The following is a 23,243-nucleotide window of genomic DNA, read 5'->3' on the forward strand; positions in this document are numbered from 1 at the left end:
CGGTCCTGACATCCCGGTTTTCATCGCCCACGCCCGGCGCGCCGCGACAGCTCATGCGCCTGGGTCCATGCGCCTCGCGTCGGCCCGGGACAGCGCAAGGGCCACCACCCACGGCAGGGTGAAGGCCAACAGCAGCCATTTGAAATCGGAGTCGATGGCGAAGTTGGTGACGGCCATGCCGCCGATCGATACCAGCCCCGAGACGGCCGCGACCATCGTCGCCCCGGGCCGGGCGGACCGGAAAGTCGTCATCGCGACATGGACGGTCAGCAGACCGGTGGCGAGCATATAGCCCCCCAGCACGCCGAAGACGCGCCGGAGCCACGGGGCCAGCCGGGGCAGGATGTCCTGGATCTGCGCCACGGTGGACCCCATGTATCTGGCGTCTTCAGGCAGCAGCGCCGGTCGCAGGAAGACGAACCAGAGTCCCATGCCGATGAGGATCATTCCCCCCAGGGCGAGCGCACCCGTCGCGAGCGTGCGCAACGTCATCCCGGTCACGGAAGCCGTTCGTCCCGGTGATCGGGCGAGGCTTGACGGTCACCCAGCTCGATCAGATCCGTCTGACCAAAGGATCGGCTGTAGTCCAGAAGCGAGACGATGGTGGGGCGCAGGCGAACGACCGCCACACCCTCCAACACCCCAGCCGGCGCGGGAGGCCCCGGTCGGGGAAACTTCTTCAGAACCAGTCCAGCCACGTTCAACAGCTCCCCGGGGTCCGTAACCCGCTGCGCCACCGCCGCGAGCGAGATCGCCTGGATGGGTTTCGACGTCTCATGCTCGGGGGTGACGGTCGCGGACACCCGGGAGTCCCGGGCGATGTTTTCCAGCTTCTGCGAGTGAAAAGTCGTCCCGAAATAGAGGTCGAGGTCGTCGTTCACGAAACTCACGACCGTCGCCTGCGGCCAGCCGTCTTCACGGACCGTCGCCACGGTCAGGGTGTCTGCCCGGCTGAGAATGGAGAGGATCAACTCCCTCTGTTCAAGGTCCAACTCAAATCCTCCAGATTGCAAGGGGCGTCGGACCGCGAAGGCAGAGGGTGTCGGGACACCGCCGCACCGCCCTCAAGAGTTCAACCGGGATGGCGCTCAAGCCAGGATTCGAGTTCCGCGATTTCCCGTGTCTGCGCGTCAATGACCGCCTGAGCCATGCGGCGGGCTTCAGCATCGGTGGCATCACTTCCCAGCAGAGCCTGCGACATCGCGATGGCCCCCCGGTGGTGGGCGATCATCTTGCGGGCCCACGTGCGCTGTGTGTTCACGTCGGTCGCCATCATCATGGCGCGGTGCATGCCCATCTCGGCCTCGGAGAAGACGGTCCGAGGCATGTTCATCCCCGGCGGCATCGCATGATCCTGGCCCATCATGCCGCTGCTCGAGGCTGACTGTGGCATGCTCATGCCGGCCATCGGCCGATCCGGCATCGCCATACCGGAGTCCGACGCGGTGGCGGCGCACCCGGCGACGGCGAGCAAGAAAAGCGTCGACAAGGCAATGGCGGTCCGCCTGACGGGCCGTTCTGTGAAGGTGAACATGGCGGTGGATCCTTTGGATCGAGCCACCAGCCAACCGGACGTGACGACCGGACCGCGGCGACTGCCATTTCAACGAACACCGGCGCCGTTGGTTCAGTTCGCCAGGCGAGGTGCGCCTGAACTGTCAGCCGGCCGGCGCTGGCCGAGCATCCGGGGCAAGCCGAGGCTGAGCACAACGCCCAAACCGGTCACCGCGGCCATGATGAGGAATGACGCGTCGGGCAACCAGGCGACATCGTACAACAACCCTCCCGCCGCCGAACCGACGGCCGCCCCCAGGCTTGCAGCGGCTGTCTGCTTGCCGAGTTGCGCCCCTTGAGCCTCGCCGGCCTTGCTGGAGGTCCAGTAGGTCAGGATCGGCGCCAGAATGCCGGCGCTGGCCGCCACCGCGCCGATCACCGCGAGCATCAGGTTGAAATCGGTGGCGCGCGGCAGCAGAAACAGCCCGATCCCCAGGACAGCCAGCGCCGGCGCGATCAGCCAGCGGGTCGTCGAGGGTTTGACCCAGGGCGAAAACACCAGGGCCTGCACCACGAGCATGACCAGGCTGCACTCCGTGAACATCAGGGCGATCTGGGTGGGGGTCATGCCCAGTTCCTGTTTCCCGCGCAGCGCCAGCCCGACCTCGAACACACCGACTCCGGCGGCGACGATGAACCCCAGGATCAGGAGATTGGGGATCAGCCATCGGCTTGTCGGCGATACGGTGGGATCCGGACTGGCGAGCCAACCCTGGCGCCGGGTTCGCGGCAGGGCGACGACGGCGGCGCCGGCGATGGCAAACGCCAGAACGGCCGTCGCGGCCAGCGGAAACGTCAACGACGCCATCGGATCGGCGGTCGCGACCATGTCGGCGCCGGCGCGAGCGATGAAGACGCCCAGCATGGGTCCCAGTAGAAATCCCGAAATGCCCGCCAGGCTGACGAAGGTCAGGCGGCGCGCCCGCGCCTCTTCGGTCGCCGCCAGATCTCCGATGGCGGCCAGCGCCACCGGCGTGACGGCTGCGGCGAACAGGCCGCTCAGGACGCGCTCCGCGTAGACGGCGAAGAGGCTCTCGACGAAGGCGAAGACCAGCATGGTGGCGCCGAAGCCGATCAGGCCGATCAGCAGGACGACACGGCGTCCATACCTGTCGGACAGGCGTCCCCACATGGGGGCGAAGAGAAACAGCGACAGCATGTAAAGGCCGGTCAGCAAGCCTGTCGCCCGGGAGATTTGTCCTGCCTCAGCCCCCCCGCCAAGCAGGCGTTCAATCAGGAAGGGCAGCAGGGGCAGGACGACTCCGAAGCCCATCGACACCGTGAAGGCTGACGCCATCAACACGGCCATCGCCGCGGAAGAGAGGTTTGATTGAGCGCGGCGTTTCACGCCGCCGCCTCCCCGCGAGACGGCTTCGCCCCGGCGGCTGCGCTCCCGGCATGCCCTCGATGCGCCTCGGCCGCCGCGGGTTCGACCGGCTCGGGGGTGCCTTCGGCCGGCGCCGGGTGGTCCTGGCAAACATGTTTGGGCAGGGCCCCTCCGGCGCAGTGAAAGCCGCAGGCCTCGATCGCGGCCCTGATATCAGACAGGCTGGTCCTGGCCGCGTCATAGGCGACCGTCGTGGAGCCCGAAACCGGGTTCACCGATACGCGGCCGACACCGTCGATGCGGCGCAGTTGTCGCTCTATCCCGCGCGCTCCAAGGACGGAAAACAGATTGCCGACGTCGAGTGTGCGGGTGGTCATGGCTGCTTTCTGACTGGTGACGGGACGTCCGAAGGACACCCCGCTCGATTATCTTCCCCCTCCCTGACGGCGACGACCCGGATATCGTTACAAACCTGCTCGGACAGCGGCGACTCCGACGTTCAGACCCGGTTCCCGGCGAACAGGTCGTTGTCGATCCCCATGGCCAAATCCGTCGCGGCGATCGACCGGCGGCCCGATGTCTCGCGTCCGTCTAGAGCCCTTATGGCGTCGATGGTCTCCGGCACGACGATCGCCTGATTGTCGACCATATAGGCGTAGAAGAGTTCATCGCCCTGCACCGTGAGCATGTCGGCCCAAAGCGCCACCTCGTAAAGGTCGCCGCGGGATCGGCCCCGATCCGCCATCAGCTCCTTGACGGCGTTGAGGGCGTCCAGACCATACGCGTCCTTCATCAGCAGGATGCGTGACGAGGATCGGAAGGCGTCGAGCACCTCCTCCTTGTCCACCGGTCGGGTCATCTGGACCGACCAGTAGTGGAGGTGGGCGATCGTCTCAGGCACCTTGACCGCCATGGTCACCACATCGAGGTCCGGATCGACGGTTTGGGCGTCGGGACCCTGGTGACTGGGGATTTCGGGCTCGGGAACGAGGGTGTTCATGATGCCGCCCTTGTGGCTTTCCCACGGATCGGTCGCGCGTCGAAGCAGGGTGCCCCGGGCCCGCTGAAGCAGCCCGGCGCGCTTCAAAGCGCTCAGAGTGCGCACCGTCGCGGTGGTGTTGCACGACACGACCCGGGTCGCCTGACGGCCGACCGCCGTCTCGAAACTGGCCTCCGCGACGAAAGAGTGTCCCGTCACGGCGTGCTTCTCTCCCCCCTGAAGGATGAACTTCAGGCTCCGGGCCCGGTAGAGGGGAACGTTGTCCGCCGCCACGTGCTTGGGCGTGCAGTCAATGATGACATCGACCTCGCCCAACAGATCGTCCAGCTGACCGGCCGTTCGGCGTCCTGCGGCCCGGAGTTCGTCAAATGCCTTGGGCGTGGCGGCAAAGAGCGGCACGCCCTTTGTCTGAAGGACCCGGGTGCGCCAGTCCGTCGCGACGTCGGCCACGCCGATCAGGGTCATGTCCTTCTGAGCCTTGACCGCATCGGCGACGCGTTTGCCGATGACGCCATATCCGTTCACGGCGACCCGTATTGGTTTGATCATAAGGAACTCTCGCTTGGGAGACATAGAACAGGCGATGCACGGCCGGCGCGTTGATCCGGATCAAGGTTCGGCGCGCCGATGCATGTCATTCTGGACGGATGGCGGATGAAGCGGAAGCCCTACACGAATGACCGCAAAAGCCGGATCGTGGGCGGATCGCAGCGAATGCTGACTGCGGGCATCTTCGACGTGGATGGGGTCCTGCTCGCATCGCCTCACGAGCGAGCGTGGCGCGACGCGCTCGGCAGCTTCGCTGAACGCGAGCGCTTCACGACGGCGATGTATCAGTCCCAGGTCGCGGGCAAGCCGCGTCTCGACGGCGCCCGTTCCGCCCTTGAGGCCCTGGGCGTGAGCAAGGCTGAACGCCACGCGGCCATTTACGCCGAACGAAAGCAGGCACGGCTTGAAACGCTGATCCAGACCGGCGCGGTCGCAGCCTTCCCGGACGCCCTGCGTTTCGTCGAGGCGGTCGCGGCTCTCGGCTGGCCCATGGCGGCCGCTTCATCGTCCAGGAACGCCACCGACATGATGCGGCCGATCATCCTCAGCACCGGCCAGAGCCTGCTCGACATCTTCCGCGTCAATGTCTCCGGTCGCGATCTGAAGCGCGGCAAGCCGGACCCGGAGCTTTTCCTGATCGCGGCCGCAGAGCTCGGTGTTTCGCCGGCGCAGTGCTTCGTGGCCGAGGACGCGCCTGCGGGCATTCAGGCGGCCCGCGCCGGCGGCATGGCGGCGCTCGGCGTCGCCCGGCTGGGCGACGCGGACCAACTGTGGGCGGCGGGATCGGACCTGGTCGTCAAAACCCTGGACGACGTCGCGGTGGTCGATCTCGCGCTGGGCCGTCTCAAGGCTCGGACACCGTGAAGGAACCCAGGACCATGAAACAGGCGCTGGAGCCGACGGCGGATGCCGCATGGGTCCTGAACGACGATGGCTGCGATCCGCTCCGCGAGAGCGATCGCGAAACCCGCTTCACGGTCAGCAACGGTTTTCTCGGGGCCCGGGCCTCCCACGCCGTCAATCGATCGTTCCGGCGCCTCGTTTCGCCGAACTCCTATGTCGCCGGGCTGTTCGATACGCCGGACACGGACCGGCCGGTCCCGGAAAGGGCTTTCGCTCCAGACTGGTTGGACGTCCGCATCGGCCTGGCGGGAGGACCGCTTGTCCACCACTTCGGACAAGGGCCCTCACACCCACTGACGCTCGACATGAGGCGCGGCCTGGCGCTCGCCGAATGTCGCCTGGTGGAAGGAACAGCCGTGAGCGTCCGACTGGGTCTCCTGCGCTTCGTCTCGCTGAGCCGGCGGTCGCTCGGCCTGCAGTTGCTGCATCTGGAGGTCGATCAGGGCGCGACTGACATCACACTGGAAGCTTCTTTCGAAGGCGGCGATCACGACCTCATTTCCGAACGCCTCGAGACCGAATTCGGCCTGTGGCGCACTCATCACTCCGGCAAACGTCTCGCCATGGCGGCAGCCGTGGCCTTGCGGATCGACGGTCAGGATCTGCCGCCGACGGCGCTCGCCCCGCTCAAATGGTCGTGGACCTGGCGCGCCCGCCCGGGGCAAGTCGTCTGTCTCGAGCGGATCGTGACGGTGGCGCGAAGCGACGGTCCCGATCAGGATCCTGGCGCGATTGTACGGAAAGAACTTTCGGACGCCCGACGGTCAGGCTGGCGAAGCGTGATGGAGCAACACGAAACGGCATGGGCAAATCGTTGGTCGTGCAGCGACGTCGAGGTTGAAGGCGACGCCGCGGCGCAGAAGGCGATTCGGTTTGCGGTCTACCACCTCAACAGCGCCGCCAACCCGGACGACCCGCGTGTCTCGATCGGCGCTCGGGGCCTGACCGGCGCCGACTATCGCGGGCATGTCTTCTGGGACACCGAAATCTTCCTGCTGCCCTTCTATATCCTGACCTGGCCCGAAGCAGCCCGGTCCTTGCTGATGTACCGCTTCCATACCCTGGACGGCGCGAGAGCGAAGGCGGCCGAGAGGGGCTGGCGGGGAGCATTCTACGCCTGGGAGTCCACCGACACCGGGCTGGAGGCGACACCTGAGCAGGCCGTCGGTCCGGACCGGCAGATCATCGACATCCTCACCGGCGCCCAGGAGCAACACATCAGCGCCGACGTCGCCTATGCCGTCTGGCAATACTGGCAGGCCACGGGCGACGACGAATTCCTGGTCGCGGCCGGCGCGGAAATCCTTCTCGAAACCGGACGCTTCTGGGCCAGTCGGGCCCAGCCCGAGGCGGACGGCTTGCATCACATCCGCGGCGTCATCGGCCCCGACGAGTATCACGAGGCCATCGACGACAACGCCTTCACCAACGTCATGGCGCGCTGGAACATTCGTCGGGCGCTCGAGGTCGCGGCCATGCTGGGCGAGCGGTGGCCCGCAGAATGGACCATTCTCTGCCGGCGCCTCGACCTGGATGAGGCCGACCTCGGGCACTGGACCGGCGTCGCCGAGACGATGGCGACCGGCCTGGATCCGGACACGGGCCTGTTCGAGCAGTTCACGGGCTATTTCGATCTCGAAGACGTGGACCTGTCAGCTTATGCGGGCCGTTCCGTTCCGATGGACGTGGTGCTCGGCCGCGAGCGAACCCAGCGGTCCCAGGTCATCAAACAGGCCGATGTCGTCGCCCTGCTGGCCCTGTTGCCCGAAGAGTTTGCAGGCGAAACCGGAGCGACCAACTTCCGGTACTACGAGCCCCGTTGCGGTCACGGCAGCTCATTGAGCACCGCCATGCACGGGCTCGTCGCCGCCCGTCTGGGCGATGTCGAGATGGCGCTGGACTATTTCCACAGAACCGCGGCGATCGATCTCGCCGACACCAAGGTGGCGATCGGCGGTGGTATTCATATCGCGGCGCAGGGCGGCCTGTGGCTGATGACGGTCTTTGGGTTCGCCGGGCTGTCGCTGCGAAGCGACGGCATCGGCCTCGCCCCCCATTTGCCGGCGAGTTGGCTCAGCCTGGGCTTCGGCCTCCAGTGGCGAGGCCGAAGCCTCGCGGTCAGGATCGACCAGACCAATCAGAAACTCGACGTCTCGCTGGAATCCGGACAGCCGATGATCATCACCATCTATGGACAACCGCACAGTCTCAGCCTCGACCAGGCCCTTGTCACAGACATCAAGCGACCCCGCCAAAGTGATGATCGTTCGCGGTAACCATCGGCCAAGGCGATATGGATCAATGCGAGGACGCGCGGACTGGCCCTCCTGGCGTGGTCCTCACCGCGCCGCCTCCCTGAACGGCTGCCGGCCGGCTAAGGTCTCGAATGGTTCTGGACGTCCTGAAGATAGGCGATCAGATCCGTAATCTGGTCGCCCTCCAGGGTGATTTCCGGCATCTTAGGATGTCCGTTGGTTAGGCCCTCGGCGAAGGCTTCCTGAAGATCCGTCACGGGATAACGGGTTCCGAGATGACGCAGCGGGGGCGCGCCCGCCACCGGGCTTTCGCCGGTCGGCCCGACGGAATGGCACGCCGCGCACCGGCTCTGCACGAGCGCTCGCCCCCGCGCCGCCGAGGCGAGGTCCACAGCCGGTTTGGGATAGTATTTCGCCGCGTCAGCCGTGCCAGCAGCTTCGCGATATTCGGGACCAGCTGTGCATCCCATCAGCATCAACACGGCAGCAATCGCGATCAACCTCAAGACGCTCTCCATACCGCACATTCGACCAGCCTGATCCTCGACGAAGCGCCCGGCATTGATTTCGATCAATGTCATCGTGGCGCACCCGTTGGACCTTCGATGCTTGTCGGGAGCGGAAACTCCGTGAAAAAATGTCGTCCTCGCTGGCGCGCAGACCCCGCCTTCCGTCCAGGACTCACCTGACCCCGAAGACCTGGTGAGGGCCTTGGTAGAGCGAGGCTTCTACGTCTTCCGTCGGCTCAATGCTCAGCACGCCGGCAAGCATGCTCCGCATGCCGGCAAGGGTGAAAAGATCGTCGCCTCCACAACGCAGGACGTTGCATGGGGCAGACGGGCCGAACCGGTTCCGCCATTTGAGCTGGGCACAACATCGGTGGCCGGCCCGGCGCCATCCTCCAACCTGATCGATGGACCGTCCTCATCGCATGACGCTCCGGGGATCAGTGAGGGTAGATCGCCGTCACCTCTCCGGCTCCGTCCCGTACTGTCAGATCGAACTGGATGCGGTCACCGACGGCGGCCTCCCGCAACACAGCCGGCGAAGCCTTGAACGTCATGGTCATCGCGGGCCATCCGATTGAACGGATGGCCTCGTGGTTGATGGTGATCGTCGCCGCCGCCGGGTCCACGGCTGTGATGACGCCCGCGCCGTCTGCGGTCGTGGCGTCGGCGGTCGGCGGCGTCGAGGCGCCACCCGCGCCAACCGTCGGTGATCCGGGCTGGGCCATCGGGATCGCCGGGCTTACGGGTTCCGCCTGCTGACCGCAGGCGGCCAGAACGGCAGTGATACCGGTCAGCAGGATTATACGGCGCTTCATTGTGTGTCTCCTCGAAGGACGGGGGTCGAACGGAACCTGCGACGTCTCAGCAGCAGATAGCCCGCGGGGATAACGAGCATCGACAGCAAAGGCGCCGTGATCATGCCGCCTATAACGGGCGCGGCGATCCGGCTCATGATCTCCGAGCCGGCGCCGTGGCCGATCAGGATCGGGAACAGGCCCGCCAGGATCACGGCCACGGTCATCGCCTTGGGCCGAACCCTGAGCAGAGCGCCTTCCCGGACCGCTTCCTCGACCTGCAGGGCGTCAGGGTGGGGCCCCCGATCCCTGAGCGCGTGCTTGAGGTAAATCAGCATCACCACGCCGAACTCGGCCGACAGGCCGGCCAGGGCGATGAACCCCACCCCGGTCGCGACCGACTGATTGAAGCCGAGCAGGTAGAGCATCCATACGCCCCCGGTCAGGGCGAAGGGCAGCGTGGCCATGATCAGGGCGGCTTCGTCGAATCGGCCGAAGGTCAGGTAGAGCAGCAGGAAGATGATCGCGAGCGTCGCCGGCACAACGATCTTCAGGCGGTTGGCGGCGCGCTCGAGATATTCGAACTGGCCGGAGTAGGCGATGCTCACCCCGGGACCGAGATCGACCTCCGCAGCGACCGCCCGCCGCAGGTCCCCCACCACCGACGCCAGATCCCGGCCTCGCACGTCGATATAGACCCAGGTTGAAGGCCGTCCGTTCTCGGACTTGAGCATCGGCGGCCCATCGGCGATACGGATCTCGGCCACCGCGCCCAGGGTGATCTGCTGGCCCGCCGGGGTCAGGACCGGAAGATTCCGCAGCTGTTCGGGATTGTCGCGCAGTTCGCGGGGATAGCGGACGCTGATCGGATAGCGCGCCACCCCCTCAATGGTTTGACCGATGGTCTCGCCGCCGATGGCGCCGCCGACGATCGACTGGACATCGGCGATGGTGAGCCCGTAGCGGCCGGCGGCGGCGCGATCGATATCGACATCCACATACCGGCCGCCGGTCAGGCGCTCCGCGATCGCCGAGCTCACCCCCGGCACATCCCCCGCGACCTCGGCGACGCGGCCGGCGATGCGGTCGATCACGGCCAGATCGGCCCCGGAGACCTTGACGCCGATGGGGCTCTTGATGCCGGTCGCCAGCATGTCGATGCGGTTGCGGATTGGCGGCACCCAGACGTTGGCCAGGCCCGGAACCTGAACCGCGCGGTCGAGCTCCTCGACCAGCTTCTCCGGCGTCATGCCGGGGCGCCACTGGTCGCGTGGTTTGAACTGGATCGTAGTCTCGAACATCTCCAGCGGCGCTGGATCGGTGGCGGATTCCGCCCTCCCCGCCTTGCCGAACACGGTGGCGACCTCGGGAATGGTGCGGATCATCCGGTCTGTCCTCTGCAGCAGCGCTGACGCCGCCGCCGCCGACAGACCCGGCTGGGCGGACGGCATATAGAGCAGATCGCCCTCGTCCATGGCGGGCATGAACTCGCCACCGATCTGGCTGAGCGGCCAGGCCGTGGTGGCGAACGCGATGACAGCGATCGCCAGGGTCGTCCGCGGTCGCCGCAGCACCCAGTCGAGCGGGCCGCGATAGATGTGCGTCAGCCATCGGTTGACGGGATTGGACTGCTCCGCGGGGATGCGCCCCCTGATGAGATAGCCCATCAGGACCGGCACCAGGGTGACCGAAAGAATGGCCGCCGCCGCCATGGCGTAGCTCTTGGTGAAGGCCAGCGGCGCGAACAGCCGACCCTCCTGGGCCTGCAGGCTGAACACCGGAATGAACGACAGGGTGATGATCACCAGGCTCAGAAACAGGGCCGGACCGACTTCCGCCGCTGCGTCGGTGATCACCTTCCAGCGGATCTCTCCCGCGAGTGGTTCGTCGGGGTGCTCATGCTCCCATCGCTCGATATGCTTGTGGGCGTTCTCGATCATGACTACGGCCGCATCGACCATGGCGCCCACGGCGATGGCGATGCCGCCCAGCGACATGATGTTGGCGTTCACCCCCTGCAGGTTCATGACCAGAAAGGCGGCGAGCACGCCGAGCGGCAAGGTCAGGATGGCCACCAGGGCGGACCGGGCGTGCCACAGGAACAGACCGCAGACGAGGGCGACGACGATGAACTCCTCGATCAGCTTTGTGCTGAGATTGGCGATGGCGCGGTCGATGAGCTGCGAGCGGTCATAGGTCGTCACCACCTCGACCCCGGGAGGCAATCCGGCCTTCAGGGTCTCGAGCCGGTCGGCGACGGCGGCGATGGTGGCCCGGGCGTCGCCGCCCGAGCGCAGGATGACCACTCCCCCGGCCACCTCGCCCTCGCCGTTCAGCTCGGCGATCCCGCGCCGCATCTCGGGACCGACCTGAACCGTGGCGACGTCGCCGAGGGTGACGGGCACGCCGCCCGCCGCCGTGCGGACGGGGACGGCACGGAAGTCATCGAGACTGGTCAGATAGCCGTTGGCTCTGACCATATATTCGGCTTCGGCCAGCTCCAGCACCGACCCGCCGGTCTCCGAGTTGGCGCGCCCGATCGCCTCGACCACGGCCTGGTGGGTGACGCCATAGGCGGCCAGCCGGACGGGGTCGAGCACCACCTGATACTGCCGGACCATGCCGCCGATGCTGGCCACCTCGGCCACGCCTGGAACGGTTTTCAGCTCATATCGGAGGAACCAGTCCTGCAGGCTTCTCAGCTGGGCCAGGTCGTGGCGGCCGGAGCGGTCGACGAGGGCGTATTCATAGACCCAGCCGACGCCGGTGGCGTCCGGACCCAGGGCGGGACGAGCGCTCTCAGGGAGGCGGGCCTGCACCTGGTTCAGGTATTCGAGAACCCGCGACCGCGCCCAGTAGAGGTCGGTCCCCTCGTCGAACAGGACGTAGACGAAACTGTCGCCGAAGAAGGAGTAGCCGCGCACCGTGCGCGCGCCAGGCACCGACAGCATGGTGGTGGCCAGCGGATAGGTGACCTGGTTCTCGACGATCTGCGGCGCCTGCCCGGGATAGCTGGTGCGAATGATGACCTGGACGTCGGACAGATCCGGCAGGGCGTCGACCGGGGTCGTCCGCACCGCCCAGAGGCCCGCCGCCGCCAGGGCGACGGCGGCCATGAGCACAAGAAAGCGAGCGCGAACGGAGGCGCGAATGAGGGCGGCGATCATTGCGCGGCTCCACCGTGGCCGGCGTGCCCGTTCACCGCGGCCGGCGCAGGGGGCGTGGCGGGTGAAGCCGGAGGCACAGCCGGGCGCTCGCCCGAAATCGCCCGGGCCGCCATCCCGGACAGGCTGGCTTCGGAATCGATCAGGAACTGACCGGAGGCCACGAGGCGTTCGCCCTCCGCCAGCCCGGCCACGACCTCGGTCATCCCGCCGGATTCCCGTCCGGTCCGGACCTCGGCCGGCTGGTAGCGCCCCTCGGGCAGGGCCAGCATGACGAGGGTTCTTTCGCCCGTTCGGATCACGGCCTCGGACGGAACCACCAGCACCTCTCCGCCGCCGCCGCCGAAGGTGATCTGCCCGTACATGCCGGGCCGCAGGAGTCCCGCGCGATTGGCCATCTCGATGCGCGCCGTGAGCGTGCGGCTGTCCCCGGAAACCTCGGGCAGCAGCGCCGTCAGACGTCCGCTGAACCGCTCGCCGGGGAAGGCCGAGAGCGCGACCTCGACGGATTGGCCAAGGCGCAGCCGGCCCGCCTGGAGCTCGGGTATGGCGGCATTCAGCCAGACCGTCGACAGTCCGCTGATCTCGGCCAGGGTCATGCCCGGGGTGACGCTCATCCCGGCCCGAACGCCCAGGGTGCGGATGGCGCCGGCGGACGGACTGACGATGGTCACCGTGGTCCTCGGCCGTCCGGTCCGTTCGACCTGGACGATCAACGCCTCGGACATCCCGAGCAACAGGAGCCGCCGCCGGGCCGCCTCGATCAGGGCCGCGTCACCCGTCCGGCGGACGGCCAGATACTCGCCCTGGGCCCCCGCCCACTCCGGGATGAGCAGGTCGACCAGGGGGGCGCCGGCGGCGATCACGTCCCCGGGCGCGCGGCTGTAGACTCGCTGGACGAAACCGGCGGCGCGGGCCTGGACGATGGCCACGTCGCGCTGGTTGTAGTCGATGACAGCGGAGGCGTTGAGATCGCCCTCCAGCGACGCCCGGCGCGCCGTCGCCAGACGCATGCCGAGATTCTGGGTCAGGGAGGGATCGATGCGCACGCCGGGCGCGCCGTCCGCCTCGTCGGCGTATTTCGGGATCAGCTCCATGTTCATCGAGGAGCGGCCCGGACCCGGGTAGCGTTCATTGGGCAGCATCGGATCGTACCAGTAGAGAATCTCGCGCTCCGCGGATGCGGTCTGGCCGGCGGCGGCCCCATTCGCACGCTCCAGCATGGGGCGGCCGATCAGGCCGGCCGCGAGGCCCACGCCGAGGACCAGGACAGCGCCCGCGACGAGCGCGACGCGAGGGTTGGAACCGGTCATTGGTCGTCGCTCCTGTAGGCGAGGGTGATGCGGACGGTGTCGCGAGCAACGGCGGCTTCGCGGTCGAGGGCTTCCAGACGCGCGTCGGCCAGGGCGGTGAAGGCGTTCAGGACATCCGCCAGGCCCGCCCGCCCGGCGGCGTAGCTGGCGGTTTCCAGATCGGCCTGCTGGCGGGCGGCCGGGACGATGACATCGCGCGACCGGACCCACTGGTCGCGGCGTGCGGCGAGATCGGCGAGGTCGGCGTCCAGGGAGGCGCGCAGTTCGCGCGCCGCGGCCTCGCGCTCCAGCCGGACGCCCAGGGCGTCGGCCGAGCGGGCGGCGATCAGCGGCTCCTGGCGCTGATTGGCGAAGAGCGGCAAACGGACGCTGGCGCCCACCGACAGCATGTCTCCGAACATCGGATCGCGGCGACCGTAGCTGACCTCGAAGGCCCAATCGGGCCGTCGCCCCGATCGGGCGAGGGCGACCTCGGCATCGGCGCGGCTTCCAGCCGCCCGCCAGGCCTGCAGGGTCGGAAGGCGCTCAAGACCCGCCCTCAGACCGGTCGGGTCGATCTCGAGGTCGGGAGCCGGCCCGCTCGCCGCCGGGTCCGCGTCGCCCGTCCAGCGCGTCAGTTCGGCGCGCGCCCTCGCCACATCGGCCATGAGCCTGCTGTGCCTGTCCTGCAGGGCGGCCTGCAGCACGACGGGGGCCAGGGCGCCGGCCGGCCGGTCCGTTCCGGCGGCCACGCCCGCGGGGGCGGCCTCCCAGAGCGGCTCCAGCGCCGACAGCACCTCCTCGAGCGTCGCGAGCCGGCGCCCGGCGTAGTGCAGATCGAGCCAGGCCACGCCGGCGGCCACCCGCGCCTCGCGGCGCGCGATCGCGTCGGCGGCGGCGGCCACGTCGATGTCGGCCTCCGCCATGGCGCGTTCCGCCCGTCGCCGGGCGCGGCTGGGGACCTCCTGCATGAGGCCGATGCGGGCCATGGTCATTTCGTCGTCGCCGAACCGCCCGGCCATGGGGCCCGAGACCGGCAGGTTGTCGATTCCGAACCGGAGCTGTGGATCCGGGAGCCGACCCGCGGCCGCCGAGGCCGCCGAGGCCGCCTCCACGCCGAGGGCGCTGGCCCGCAGCTGCGGAGCGGTGGTTGCGGCGAGCGCGAGGGCCTCGTCGAAAGTCATCGGCTCCGCCGCAGCGGGCATGCCAATGGCGGCGAACAAGCCGATGGCGGCCGCGGCAGCGGCCACCGTTCCCCTGGGGGCGATCCTGGCCAACTGGAGTGATTTTCCGCGATCGGGATCGACCGCGGCGCTCGACATGTGACGGCCTGGAGCCGTCCGATAGCCGGAGTTCATGGGAATGTCCTCGAGCCCCGCGTCGATCACCTTGGTGCGACGCGGGATGCTAGTCGTTCGATCACCGCCCACGCGAGCGCGGGCCATGGTCAGCGAAGTCGGGCTATGCCGGAGACTTGGGAGGGTCGCCCAGGGGCGTCGGCCGCTCCCCTGCACGGGTGTCATCGGCGCTCAATGCGACCTGCTGGCGATGCGGCGCCGACGGCCGGGCCGTGACGCCCGCGTCGGACGGAAGAGGAACCGCGACTGCCGCGCAGGCAGCGAGGCCCAGGCAGTGGGGCCCAGAGTCATCGCAGGGCGCCGGACCTTCGGCGCCTGCCTGCATCATCATTTCGGCGCAATCCGGCATGGCGGCCATGGCGTCTGCGGTCACGCCCGGCCGCTGGGGCGCGGCGAACGCCGACGCCTGGCCGATGGAGCCAGCCAGGGCGAGGGCGAACAAAAGCGTGCGAACGATGCGCCACATGCCATCGACGTTCCGCTTCGCTCTCCGGCGTGTCAAGACGGCGAGCGCTCCGCTCAAACCCCGGCTTGACATTCCGAACGAGAGGGATCTGCGGCCGTGCCGCAAGCTCGCCCGGGCGAGCCTCCGGGCGCCGATGAAGTGGGAACGAACCAGGTTCCACTGTCCGCGTCTCATTCGCCTCTCCCTTGCGAGATGTTCATCCCGGACCCTCGGTGGTCACGGCGCCGGACTCGGACCTGCGGCGGCGGCGGGCCGGCCCCGCTGCGTCAGGTTCACGCAGCGCCGACGCCAGCAGCGGCGCCAGGGAGATGGCGTTGCTCGGATGCGGCACGCTGTCAGTGGACACCACCTGATCGGATATCCGGGCCAGTTCCTCGAAGGCGTTATCGGCGAACACAGCATGCACGACCACGCAGACCGGGGGCTTCAGGCCCTGCGCCTGCAGCCGTCGCGCAGCCTCGATCAGGGTCCGACCCGAGGAGGCGATGTCGTCGATCAGCACAGGCCGTCTGCCGGTCCAGGCGCCGAGATCGGGCAGAACGATCTCGACCTCGCGATCGCCCCGGCGGATCTTGCGCAACACGATGTGCGGGGCTCCCACCCTGGCGGCGACGGCCGCGACCCATTGTTCGCTCTCCTCATCCGGACCTATGATCAGGGCATCCGGAACCTCGGCCGCGATCCAGTCCGCCAGCACGGGCGCCGCATGCAGCGTCGCGGTCGGAATGGCGTACAGCGCCGCCAGATCCGGATAGCGGTGCAGATGGGGATCCACCGTGATCAACCGGTCGAACGCCCCGGACAGCAGACGCGCGAACGGGCGCGAGGTGACCGCCTCTCCGGGCTTGAACCGCCGGTCCTGGCGCATATAGGCGAGGTAGGGCGCGACCAGGCTCACCTGCGCGGCGCCGAGATCCCGCGCGGCGTCGGCCGCGAACAGCAGGCTCAGAAAGCCGGGGTCCGGGCGGGCCAGGCTGCAGACCAGATCGACCGTCCGACCCGCCATATCCGAGAGGTGACGGACGTAGCTCTCCCCGTCCGGAAAGCGCCGGGTTTCGAGACGGCCCAATTCGAACCCGCCGGCCGTGGCGAGCCGTTCGGCGAAGGCCTCATTTCCAGGCAGCGGCACGATCAGTCGCACGAGAACCTCCGATGGACCGGCGGACGGCCGGCAGGCTCTCCGACAGACGCAGGCGCGCGTGAAATCTTACTGCGGCGCCGGACTGATCGCGAAAGCGGGTGTCGGCGAGCGCGGAAGGATGCGGCTCCGGCGGTCGGAACCGCATGTCCGACGACGCTCAGGTCGGCCCCCCCGGCGATGGTGAGGCCGGCGTGACCGCCGTCACCACGTTCCGGGCCGCGCCCGCGGCATAGGCTTCGATGTTGCCAAGGGTGGTCTCGATGATCCTGTCGACCGCCTCCTGGGTATTGTAGGCGATGTGGGGCGTGACCAGGACATTGGGCAGCCGAACCAGGGCGTGATCCGCCAGCAAGGCGCGCAGCCGGGCGGGGTCGACCTGGGCGTCCTGCCGGAAGATCTCCGCCTCATCGCCAAACGCCTGCTCCTCGGCGATGACGTCGAGGCCGGCGCCCGCGAGCCGGCCCGACGAGAGCGCGCGAAGAAGGGCGGCGGGATCGACGGCTCCGCCGCGCGCCGTGTTGATGAGCAGGGCGCCGGTCTTCATGAGTGCAAACTCCGGATCCGACAGGCGCAGGCCGGAGCCGCCCGGGGCGTGCAGCGAAATCACGTCCGAGGCGGCGAGAAGCACCGGCAATGAAACAGCGTGGAAGTCGGGATCTTTTCGCGCTGCGGCGTCCGGAGACGGGTCGGAAGCGAGCGTCCGCATGCCGAAGCCGCGCGCGATCTGGAGCACGCGGCGACCGATCCGGCCGGCGCCGATCACGCCGAGGGTCTTTCCCGTAAGCTCCACCCCGCGGAGGTCCCGCGCCCGGACATCGCCCCGGCGCACCCGCTCCGTCGCCTCCGGAATATGTCGGCACAAGGCCAGCAGCAGGGCGAAGACGTGCTCGGCGACGGTATGATCGCCGTAGTCCGGCACATTGCAAACGGTGATTGCGGCCTCTCGGCAATAGGCGAGATCGACATGGTCGTATCCGGTCGATCGGGTGGCGATCAGCCGCAGCCGGGGCATGCGGGCCAGAACGGCGGCGCCGAGGTTCGAATGGACGAAGGGACTGATCACCTCCGCATCGGCGAAGCGGGCGACGTTGTCCGGGCGGAGTGGTTCCGGAGTGCAGGCCAGGGCATGGGGCCCGGCGAGGCGGGCGCAGGCGGCCGCCTCCCACTGCTCGGTTTCGAAAATCACGATCTTCATTTCGGGCCCTCCCTGTCCTACCAGCGGCGCCTGAAGACCAGCCAGGCGCTCAGAAACATAGCGCTGCTGATGGCCCCCAAGGCCAGCGCCTGCCGCCACAGTTCGGCCAGTCCCGCCCCCTTCAGGAACAGCCCCGATACAATCTCGACATAGTGGCGTTGGGGACTGGCCAGCGAGGCGGTTTGGAGCCACGGCGGCATGCTCTCGATGGGGGCGATGCTCCCGGACAGGAAGAGAAGCGGAAACAGGCCGAAGAAGCCCACGAGCATCGCCTGCTGCAGCGTCTGGGTGATGGCGCCCACAAAGGTGCCGAGCGAGACGGCGCTCAGCAGGTAGACGACCGTGAGAATAAGCAGGATGAACACGTCGCCCCGCATCGGCACGCCCATCAGCGTCATGATGACCAGGGCGGGAAACACCGCGCCGGTGCAGATCACCAGGGTCGGCGTGATCTTGGCGATGAACAATTCGTGGGCGCGGATCGGAGTAACCCGAAGTTGCTCGATGGTGCCTTCCTGCTTTTCCCGAACGATCGCGGCCGCCGGCAGGACCACGCCGAGCATCAGACCGGCCTGGGCCAGCATCGACAGGGCCATGAACCGGGTGTTGGTCAGGTCCGGATTGTACCAGACCCGCACTTCCGGCCGGACGGCGGCCCGCCGATCCCCGGCCGGACGCCGGCTCTCCACGAAGCGGGCGCTCTGTTCGATCACATAGGCGCGCGCGCGCCGCGACATTGCCGTTGGATCCGTCGACCACGACTCCGAACGACGCCGGGCGTCCGGCGGCCAGCCGGGCGCCCATGCGCGGCGGTATTTCGACGACCACGTCGAGCGCGCCGCGCCGCAGCCGGTCTTCCGCCTCGCGCAGGCTGGTGAACTGATCGGCGAGCACGAAATTGTCGCCCGTGGTCAATTCCTCGATCAGGGCGCGGCTGACGGCGGAGCGGTCGTGATCGACCACGGCCAGCTTGAGATGCTGGACGTCGAAACCCAGGGCCATGGTGCACATGACCAGTTCGGCCGTGTAGAGAAAGATCACCACGAACAGCATCACCGGGTCGCGCAGAAACTGGGCGAATTCCTTGGTGATCAATCCCGCGAGACGGCCGGACAGCATCAGGCGATCCTCTTGCGGAACCGCCAGGCGGCGAGCGCGAACACCGTCGCGGTATAGGCCGCCAACACGAGGACGTTGGGCCAGAGGTCCCCGAGCCCCGCGCCCCGCAGCACGACCCCGCGTGAGAACTCGAGAAAATACCGCGTGGGCAGGGCTGAGGCGTAGGCCTGAAACGCCGGCGGCATGGTGAAAAGCGGATAGACGAAGCCGGAAAACAGGAAGGCCGGCATCAGGGTCACGATCAGGGCCGTCAACATGGCGGCCAGCTGGGTGCGCACGAGGGTGGAGACGAGCAGTCCGATGGAAACCGTGCAAAGAACGTAGAGAAGCCCCACGGCGAGGAGCAGCCCCACGCTTCCCCGTACGGGCACCTCGAACCAGACTACCCCGCCAAAGACGACGAGGAGAAGTTCCGCATAGGCGATCACGGCGTAGGGCAGCAGTTTGCCGGCGATGAACTCGCTCCCGGTCAGGGGCGAGGCGTAGATCTGGGCGATGGTGCCCAGCTCCTTTTCGCGCGCCACGGCCAGCGCCGTGAGCAACGGCGGAAAGGCCATGAGGATCACCGCGAACAGGCCCGGTACGATGAAGTTGCGGCTGCGCAGTTGCGGATTGTACCAGACGCGCACCTCGGGCCTGAGAGGAAGGCGCACCTCCTCCGGATAGGCGTGGAGGATGGCCCGGCCATAGGCCGACAGGATCGCCGCCGTGCTGGCGTAGGTGCCGTCGACCACGAACTGCACGGGCGCGTCCTCGCCGCGTCCAAGGCGGCCGGAGAAGCCCGGCGGGATGAACAGGGCCGCCCGGGCCGTCCCGCGCATCAGGGCGTGTTCGGCCGACCGTTCGTCCTCCGGCGCCGCCTGGAGGATGAAATATCCCGAGTTGAGAAACCGGGCCTGCAGCTCCCGGCTGGCGGCGGTCCGGTCATGGTCCACCACGATCAGCGGCGCCCGGTCGACATCCAGCGATATGCCGTAGACGAACAGGAACAGCATCATCAGGGGCATGAGCAGCGCCACCCCCATGGTGAAGCGGTCGCGCGAGATCTCCAGCACCTCCTTGCGGGCGAAGGCCAGAACGCGCCGCGCCTTCACGCCGCCCTCCCCTGCCCGGTGCGTTCTCGCTCGATGAAGCCGAGAAAGACCGCCTCGACATCGGGCGTCACGAGTCCAAGCTCGTCGGTCAGCCTCGTCAGCGGGCCCAGGGCGATGAGCCGGCCGTCCATCATCAGCCCCAGACGATCGCAGAACGCGGCCTCCTCCATGTAGTGGGTGGTGACGACGATCCCCACGCCGTCGGCGGCCAGGGCCGCGATCAGGCGCCAGAACCGGAATCTGGACAGGGGGTCGACCCCGGAGGTCGGCTCGTCGAGGAAGAGCACCCTGGGCCGGTGGACGATGGCGCAGGCCAGCGCCAGCCGCTGGCGCGTGGCCCCGGACAGGTCCCGCACCGCGCCCTCCCCCGCGTCCTCGAGACTGGCGCGCGCACTGGCCCAGGCGATTCGGCCGTGCAGTTCGGATCGGGGCACGCCATAGGCGCGCGCGAAGAATGTCAGGTTCTCGCGCGCGCTCAGGTCGGGGTAGAGGGAAAACCGCTGGGACATGTAGCCGATGCGCGCGCGCACCGCCTCGCTCTGGCGCGCCACGTCGAACCCCGCCACCTCGGCGGTCCCCTCCCCGGGCGAGAGCAGCCCGCACAGGATGCGGATCAGGGTGGTCTTGCCGGCGCCGTTGGGGCCGAGCAGGCCGAGGATCTCCCCCTCGGCGACCGTGATCGTCACATCGTCCACAGCCTTGAAATCCCCGAACCGAACGCTGACGCCGCGCGAGACGATCACGTCATTCCGGATGCGCGGCGGCGGCGGCTGCGGGGGCGCGGCGGAGGCCGCGCCAGGCGGCGCGGGCGGGGGCGCCGAGGCGAAGGTGAACACGTCCTCCATGGTGGGAACGGCGGCCTCCGCCACGGCCGCCTCGATCGGCGCCAGCCTCGACCCGTCCCGGACCTGCGCTCGCACTTCCCGGCCCGCGCGGCGCTGGAAGCTGATCACGCCGACGTCGGTCTCGAGCGCCGCCTCGATCCGGTCCAGGGCCGGACCGGTGATCCTGTAGACCTGCCCGGCCACGTCGCGTCGCAACTCCTGCGGGGCTCCAAGCGCGAGGGGCTTTCCATCCCGCAGAAGCAGGACGCGGTCGCAGGCGTCGGCCTCGTCCATGTAGGAGGTCGCGAACACGATCGTCCGGCCCTCGGTTCGCGCCCGGTCGAGGATTCGCCACAGCTCCCGTCTCGACAGCGGGTCCACGCCCAGGCTGGGCTCGTCGAGGATGAGCAGCGGGGGCTCGTGCATGAGGTTGGCGCACAGGGCCAGCTTCTTGCGCATGCCCCCCGACAGTTGTCCCTCGCGGCGGTGCTGAAAGCGGTCCAGCCCGGCCATGCGGAGCAGCTCGGCGCCGCGCACGGCCCGGTCCGGTCCGGTGACGTCGCGGATGTCCGCCGCGAAGGCCAGGTTTTCGGCGACGGTGAGGCGATCGTACAGGGAGAAGCCCTGCGACATGTAGCCGACGCGCGCCTGCACCCCGGCCGGATCGCGCCGGACGTCGCGCCCCAGAACCTGGCATGTCCCCGCGCTCGGGCGCAGGATGGCGGCCAGCATCTGCAGCAGGGTGGATTTGCCCGCTCCGTCGGGGCCGACCACGCCGAACACCTGCCCGGCGTGGACGTCGAGATCGATGTTCTCCAGCACGCTACGGGCGCCGTATCGGCGCCCCAGTCCGCGGGCCTCGACGACAGCCTCGGCCATCCCCCTACTCCGGAACGGCGAGACGGTCGGGCCAGCCGGCGGAGGCGTCCCACAGAATCCATGCATCGGCCGGCATGCCGGGCTTGAGCAGCCCGTCCGGATTTTCAGCCTCCAGAGTGACCCCGTAGACGGTCCGGCCCCGTTCGTCCTGCATGTGAATATCGCGGGGGGTGAACTGGGCCTGGGCGTCGACCCGGGCCACGCGCGCCGCGAAATCCCGGCCGGGAAAGGCGTCAACCCGCAGCTTGGCGGGAGCCCCCAGACGGACCTTGCCCAGGTCCGGCTCCCGAACGAACACGCGCAGCCTCACCCGAGACAGATTGGCCAGCACCACCACGGGCTGGCCGGCGACGATCACTTCGCCGGGCTCGGCGAGACGCTCCAGCACCGCCCCCGATATCGGCGAGGCGATATGGGTCCTGACCAGCTGCGATCGGCCCAGGGCCAGGGTCTGGGACGCCGCCTCGGCCTGGGCGACGGCCTCGCCCCGGCGAGCCTCGAGCAGGCTGATCTGATCCACGGCGGCCTGATGGGCGTTGCGGACAACGTCGAGGCGTTGGGCCGTGACATATCCCTCGCGCGCCAAGGCCTCATAGCGCGACAGATCCGCCCGGGCCGAAGCGGCGTGATGGCGGGCCAGATCGATCTGGCTGCTCACCTGGGCCACGGTCTGCCCGGCGGCGGCGCGCTGGGCGGCGGCGCGATTCATGAGCAGACGGGCGTCGGACGGGTCGATCGAGGCCAGCGGGGCTCCGGCCCGAACCGGGGCGCCTTCCAGGGCGTGGTTCTGCAGTAGACGGCCGGACAGCTCAAACGAGACACGCACCTCGTCGACCTCGATCCGCCCGCTGCCGTAGATGACCTGCGCCGGCGCCGGAGCGGTCTGCAGCCGCCAGAAGGCGACGGCGGAGCCGGCGGCGACCAGAATGAGGCCGACAGCGACCAGCACCGTCAGACGTCGCCCCTGAATCCTCACATCCTGCCTCCGGACGCGCTCGCCTGTTCGATGCGCTGATCCTGAAGACGCCGGCTGGAAGGATTGCTTACGCGCTTGGAAAGCCGCCCGCGACGGCGGCTGTGCGCAAGGGGCAGCCGCGCTTCGAGCCGGGAGAGGAGATCCGGCGCCGAAGTCCCCCCAAGCTTCGTCGGACATGATCGCGCCAGCCGGGGGCCCCGCGGTGTGCGTCTCGATCCGGCCGCGCAGACAGGGCGCCAGTCCGCCCGGCCCCTTGGCGAAGACGCCGAATTAGCAGGTCGAGGCCCGCTGTTGGGAGCGACGATGAACGGCTTGCCACGACTGGATCCTTGATCGGACAATGACCTGATGGCCCAGGGTCTGACGCCGGCGACCGGCGGGTCTTACGACCGTCGGCCTTCCGCGTCGGTAATGATCGGTCGGGTGAGGCGTCAGACGGCGGACGGTGTTCAGAACGGAAGGGGCCTCGCATGACCTCCAATTCCCCCGGGATCGGCCGGGTCTTCACGCGGCGAGTTCTGGCTCATCTCCGCCTGGCCGGTGCTTCATCGCGCCCAACGCGAGGGCAGGCTGACGACGACCGGTCCGTGCAAATCCATCCGCCACCCGCAGTAGGCCGGCTTCGTGTTGATCATGATCGGCGTTCTGCTTCAGTGGCCGAGGCTGCTCACCCTGGCGATGTTTCCAGCGCTCGTTGTCCTGTACTGGCGCCTGGCCGTGGAGGAGGAGCGCGAAACCGCCGCCCGCTTCGGCCCGGCCTGGGCCGGATACCGGCGGGCGACGCCGGCGTTCCTCTCCCGACTCGGTCCCGTGTTCCGGCCCGCCCGGCCTGAAGTTTGATTTT

General features: G+C 68.4%; 21 protein-coding genes and 1 pseudogene. 4 read left to right on the top strand and 18 right to left on the bottom strand.

Translation table 11 applies throughout. The features are described 5' to 3' along the window. Positions 1 to 51: 51 nt before the first annotated feature. From VN378_RS02715 to VN378_RS02740, 6 genes are all read right to left on the bottom strand, one after another. Entirely contained in the window at positions 52 to 492 is a 441-nt protein-coding gene (locus VN378_RS02715) for a hypothetical protein (protein ID WP_154725727.1), read from the bottom strand. Positions 493 to 497: 5 nt separating this feature from the next. Continuing rightward, positions 498 to 992, bottom strand: coding sequence for a pyridoxamine 5'-phosphate oxidase family protein (locus VN378_RS02720; protein ID WP_154725712.1), 495 nt, complete (start codon positions 990 to 992; stop codon positions 498 to 500). A gap of 80 nt (positions 993 to 1,072) precedes the next feature. After that, positions 1,073 to 1,534 (bottom strand): DUF305 domain-containing protein, encoded by a 462-nt coding sequence (locus VN378_RS02725; protein ID WP_230307565.1) that lies wholly within the window; start codon positions 1,532 to 1,534, stop codon positions 1,073 to 1,075. A 93-nt stretch (positions 1,535 to 1,627) separates the two neighbouring features. Continuing rightward, positions 1,628 to 2,851, bottom strand: a complete 1,224-nt coding sequence (locus VN378_RS02730; RefSeq protein WP_325740756.1) for an MFS transporter — start codon at positions 2,849 to 2,851, stop codon at positions 1,628 to 1,630. A gap of 47 nt (positions 2,852 to 2,898) precedes the next feature. Then, entirely contained in the window at positions 2,899 to 3,258 is a 360-nt protein-coding gene (locus VN378_RS02735; RefSeq protein ID WP_154725711.1) for a heavy-metal-associated domain-containing protein, read from the bottom strand. Between the two features lie 122 nt (positions 3,259 to 3,380). Beyond that, positions 3,381 to 4,430 carry a type II glyceraldehyde-3-phosphate dehydrogenase gene (locus VN378_RS02740; RefSeq protein WP_154725710.1) on the bottom strand — a complete coding sequence of 350 codons (1,050 nt, stop codon included), beginning with the start codon at positions 4,428 to 4,430 and terminating at the stop codon, positions 3,381 to 3,383. A gap of 105 nt (positions 4,431 to 4,535) precedes the next feature. On the opposite strand from VN378_RS02740, the gene VN378_RS02745 reads away from it, so the two are divergent. Together VN378_RS02745 and VN378_RS02750 are read left to right on the top strand one after the other, a co-directional pair. After that, positions 4,536 to 5,294, top strand: coding sequence for an HAD family hydrolase (locus tag VN378_RS02745; protein ID WP_230307564.1), 759 nt, complete (start codon positions 4,536 to 4,538; stop codon positions 5,292 to 5,294). Further along, positions 5,201 to 7,609 carry a glycoside hydrolase family 65 protein gene (locus VN378_RS02750; protein WP_325740758.1) on the top strand — a complete coding sequence of 803 codons (2,409 nt, stop codon included), beginning with the start codon at positions 5,201 to 5,203 and terminating at the stop codon, positions 7,607 to 7,609. The genes VN378_RS02745 and VN378_RS02750 overlap by 94 nt, the downstream gene beginning before the upstream one ends. A gap of 98 nt (positions 7,610 to 7,707) precedes the next feature. On the opposite strand, the gene VN378_RS02755 is transcribed toward VN378_RS02750, so the two are convergent. From VN378_RS02755 to VN378_RS16840, 9 genes and pseudogenes are all read right to left on the bottom strand, one after another. After that, positions 7,708 to 8,169: a c-type cytochrome gene (locus VN378_RS02755; RefSeq protein WP_292128226.1), complete on the bottom strand. Its 462-nt coding sequence runs from the start codon at positions 8,167 to 8,169 to the stop codon at positions 7,708 to 7,710. 365 nt (positions 8,170 to 8,534) lie between these two features. Further along, positions 8,535 to 8,912: a copper-binding protein gene (locus tag VN378_RS02760; RefSeq protein ID WP_305758993.1), complete on the bottom strand. Its 378-nt coding sequence runs from the start codon at positions 8,910 to 8,912 to the stop codon at positions 8,535 to 8,537. Further along, a complete protein-coding gene (locus tag VN378_RS02765) occupies positions 8,909 to 12,058 on the bottom strand; it encodes an efflux RND transporter permease subunit (protein WP_305758992.1) in 3,150 nt (1,049 codons plus the stop codon). The genes VN378_RS02760 and VN378_RS02765 overlap by 4 nt, the downstream gene beginning before the upstream one ends. Further along, positions 12,055 to 13,368: an efflux RND transporter periplasmic adaptor subunit gene (locus VN378_RS02770; RefSeq protein ID WP_292072312.1), complete on the bottom strand. Its 1,314-nt coding sequence runs from the start codon at positions 13,366 to 13,368 to the stop codon at positions 12,055 to 12,057. Before VN378_RS02770 ends, VN378_RS02765 begins: the two co-directional genes overlap by 4 nt. Then, positions 13,365 to 14,705 (bottom strand): TolC family protein, encoded by a 1,341-nt coding sequence (locus VN378_RS02775; protein ID WP_325740765.1) that lies wholly within the window; start codon positions 14,703 to 14,705, stop codon positions 13,365 to 13,367. Before VN378_RS02775 ends, VN378_RS02770 begins: the two co-directional genes overlap by 4 nt. 662 nt (positions 14,706 to 15,367) lie before the next feature. Further along, positions 15,368 to 16,312: a ribose-phosphate pyrophosphokinase gene (locus VN378_RS02780; RefSeq protein ID WP_154725704.1), complete on the bottom strand. Its 945-nt coding sequence runs from the start codon at positions 16,310 to 16,312 to the stop codon at positions 15,368 to 15,370. A 157-nt stretch (positions 16,313 to 16,469) separates the two neighbouring features. Beyond that, the gene (locus VN378_RS02785; protein ID WP_154725703.1) at positions 16,470 to 17,507 is read right to left on the bottom strand and encodes an NAD(P)-dependent oxidoreductase; all 1,038 of its coding nucleotides are present in this window, start codon (positions 17,505 to 17,507) and stop codon (positions 16,470 to 16,472) included. Between the two features lie 17 nt (positions 17,508 to 17,524). After that, a complete protein-coding gene (locus VN378_RS02790) occupies positions 17,525 to 18,244 on the bottom strand; it encodes an ABC transporter permease (RefSeq protein ID WP_325740769.1) in 720 nt (239 codons plus the stop codon). A 52-nt stretch (positions 18,245 to 18,296) separates the two neighbouring features. After that, positions 18,297 to 18,560 (bottom strand): annotated as a pseudogene (locus VN378_RS16840) (ABC transporter permease); the annotation flags it as partial. Between VN378_RS16840 and VN378_RS02795 the strand changes: the two are divergent. Then, positions 18,459 to 18,683: a hypothetical protein gene (locus tag VN378_RS02795; RefSeq protein ID WP_325740770.1), complete on the top strand. Its 225-nt coding sequence runs from the start codon at positions 18,459 to 18,461 to the stop codon at positions 18,681 to 18,683. The pseudogene VN378_RS16840 and the gene VN378_RS02795 sit on opposite strands and share 102 nt — an antisense overlap. On the opposite strand, the gene VN378_RS02800 is transcribed toward VN378_RS02795, so the two are convergent. From VN378_RS02800 to VN378_RS02810, 3 genes are read right to left on the bottom strand one after another with little or no spacing between them, the layout of a single operon-like run. Then, complete coding sequence (locus VN378_RS02800; protein WP_154725701.1) at positions 18,626 to 19,720, bottom strand: ABC transporter permease; 1,095 nt, start codon at positions 19,718 to 19,720, stop codon at positions 18,626 to 18,628. The two genes, VN378_RS02795 and VN378_RS02800, sit on opposite strands and share 58 nt — an antisense overlap. Next, positions 19,717 to 21,423 carry an ATP-binding cassette domain-containing protein gene (locus tag VN378_RS02805; protein ID WP_325740773.1) on the bottom strand — a complete coding sequence of 569 codons (1,707 nt, stop codon included), beginning with the start codon at positions 21,421 to 21,423 and terminating at the stop codon, positions 19,717 to 19,719. The genes VN378_RS02800 and VN378_RS02805 overlap by 4 nt, the downstream gene beginning before the upstream one ends. A 4-nt stretch (positions 21,424 to 21,427) precedes the next feature. After that, positions 21,428 to 22,399, bottom strand: a complete 972-nt coding sequence (locus VN378_RS02810) for an HlyD family secretion protein (protein WP_230307561.1) — start codon at positions 22,397 to 22,399, stop codon at positions 21,428 to 21,430. A gap of 624 nt (positions 22,400 to 23,023) precedes the next feature. Here VN378_RS02810 and VN378_RS02815 point away from each other — a divergent pair. Next, positions 23,024 to 23,239 (top strand): methyltransferase family protein, encoded by a 216-nt coding sequence (locus tag VN378_RS02815; RefSeq protein WP_230307560.1) that lies wholly within the window; start codon positions 23,024 to 23,026, stop codon positions 23,237 to 23,239. Positions 23,240 to 23,243 lie beyond the last annotated feature (4 nt).

The sequence above is a fragment of the Brevundimonas sp. genome, assembly GCF_035561115.1.
Lineage (GTDB): Bacteria > Pseudomonadota > Alphaproteobacteria > Caulobacterales > Caulobacteraceae > Brevundimonas.

Excerpts from the sequence above, each read along its gene's own strand:
- VN378_RS02745 (WP_230307564.1), top strand. The coding sequence starts at position 4,536 with ATGAAGCGGAAGCCCTACACGAATGACCGCAAAAGCCGGATCGTGGGC.
- VN378_RS02790 (WP_325740769.1), bottom strand. The coding sequence starts at position 18,244 with ATGTCGCGGCGCGCGCGCGCCTATGTGATCGAACAGAGCGCCCGCTTC.
- VN378_RS02725 (WP_230307565.1), bottom strand. The coding sequence starts at position 1,534 with ATGTTCACCTTCACAGAACGGCCCGTCAGGCGGACCGCCATTGCCTTG.
- VN378_RS02730 (WP_325740756.1), bottom strand. The coding sequence starts at position 2,851 with ATGGCGTCAGCCTTCACGGTGTCGATGGGCTTCGGAGTCGTCCTGCCC.
- VN378_RS02740 (WP_154725710.1), bottom strand. The coding sequence starts at position 4,430 with ATGATCAAACCAATACGGGTCGCCGTGAACGGATATGGCGTCATCGGC.
- VN378_RS02765 (WP_305758992.1), bottom strand. The coding sequence starts at position 12,058 with ATGATCGCCGCCCTCATTCGCGCCTCCGTTCGCGCTCGCTTTCTTGTG.
- VN378_RS02760 (WP_305758993.1), bottom strand. The coding sequence starts at position 8,912 with ATGAAGCGCCGTATAATCCTGCTGACCGGTATCACTGCCGTTCTGGCC.
- VN378_RS02715 (WP_154725727.1), bottom strand. The coding sequence starts at position 492 with ATGACGTTGCGCACGCTCGCGACGGGTGCGCTCGCCCTGGGGGGAATG.
- VN378_RS02770 (WP_292072312.1), bottom strand. The coding sequence starts at position 13,368 with ATGACCGGTTCCAACCCTCGCGTCGCGCTCGTCGCGGGCGCTGTCCTG.
- VN378_RS02755 (WP_292128226.1), bottom strand. The coding sequence starts at position 8,169 with ATGACATTGATCGAAATCAATGCCGGGCGCTTCGTCGAGGATCAGGCT.
- VN378_RS02785 (WP_154725703.1), bottom strand. The coding sequence starts at position 17,507 with ATGAAGATCGTGATTTTCGAAACCGAGCAGTGGGAGGCGGCCGCCTGC.
- VN378_RS02805 (WP_325740773.1), bottom strand. The coding sequence starts at position 21,423 with ATGGCCGAGGCTGTCGTCGAGGCCCGCGGACTGGGGCGCCGATACGGC.
- VN378_RS02735 (WP_154725711.1), bottom strand. The coding sequence starts at position 3,258 with ATGACCACCCGCACACTCGACGTCGGCAATCTGTTTTCCGTCCTTGGA.
- VN378_RS02775 (WP_325740765.1), bottom strand. The coding sequence starts at position 14,705 with ATGAACTCCGGCTATCGGACGGCTCCAGGCCGTCACATGTCGAGCGCC.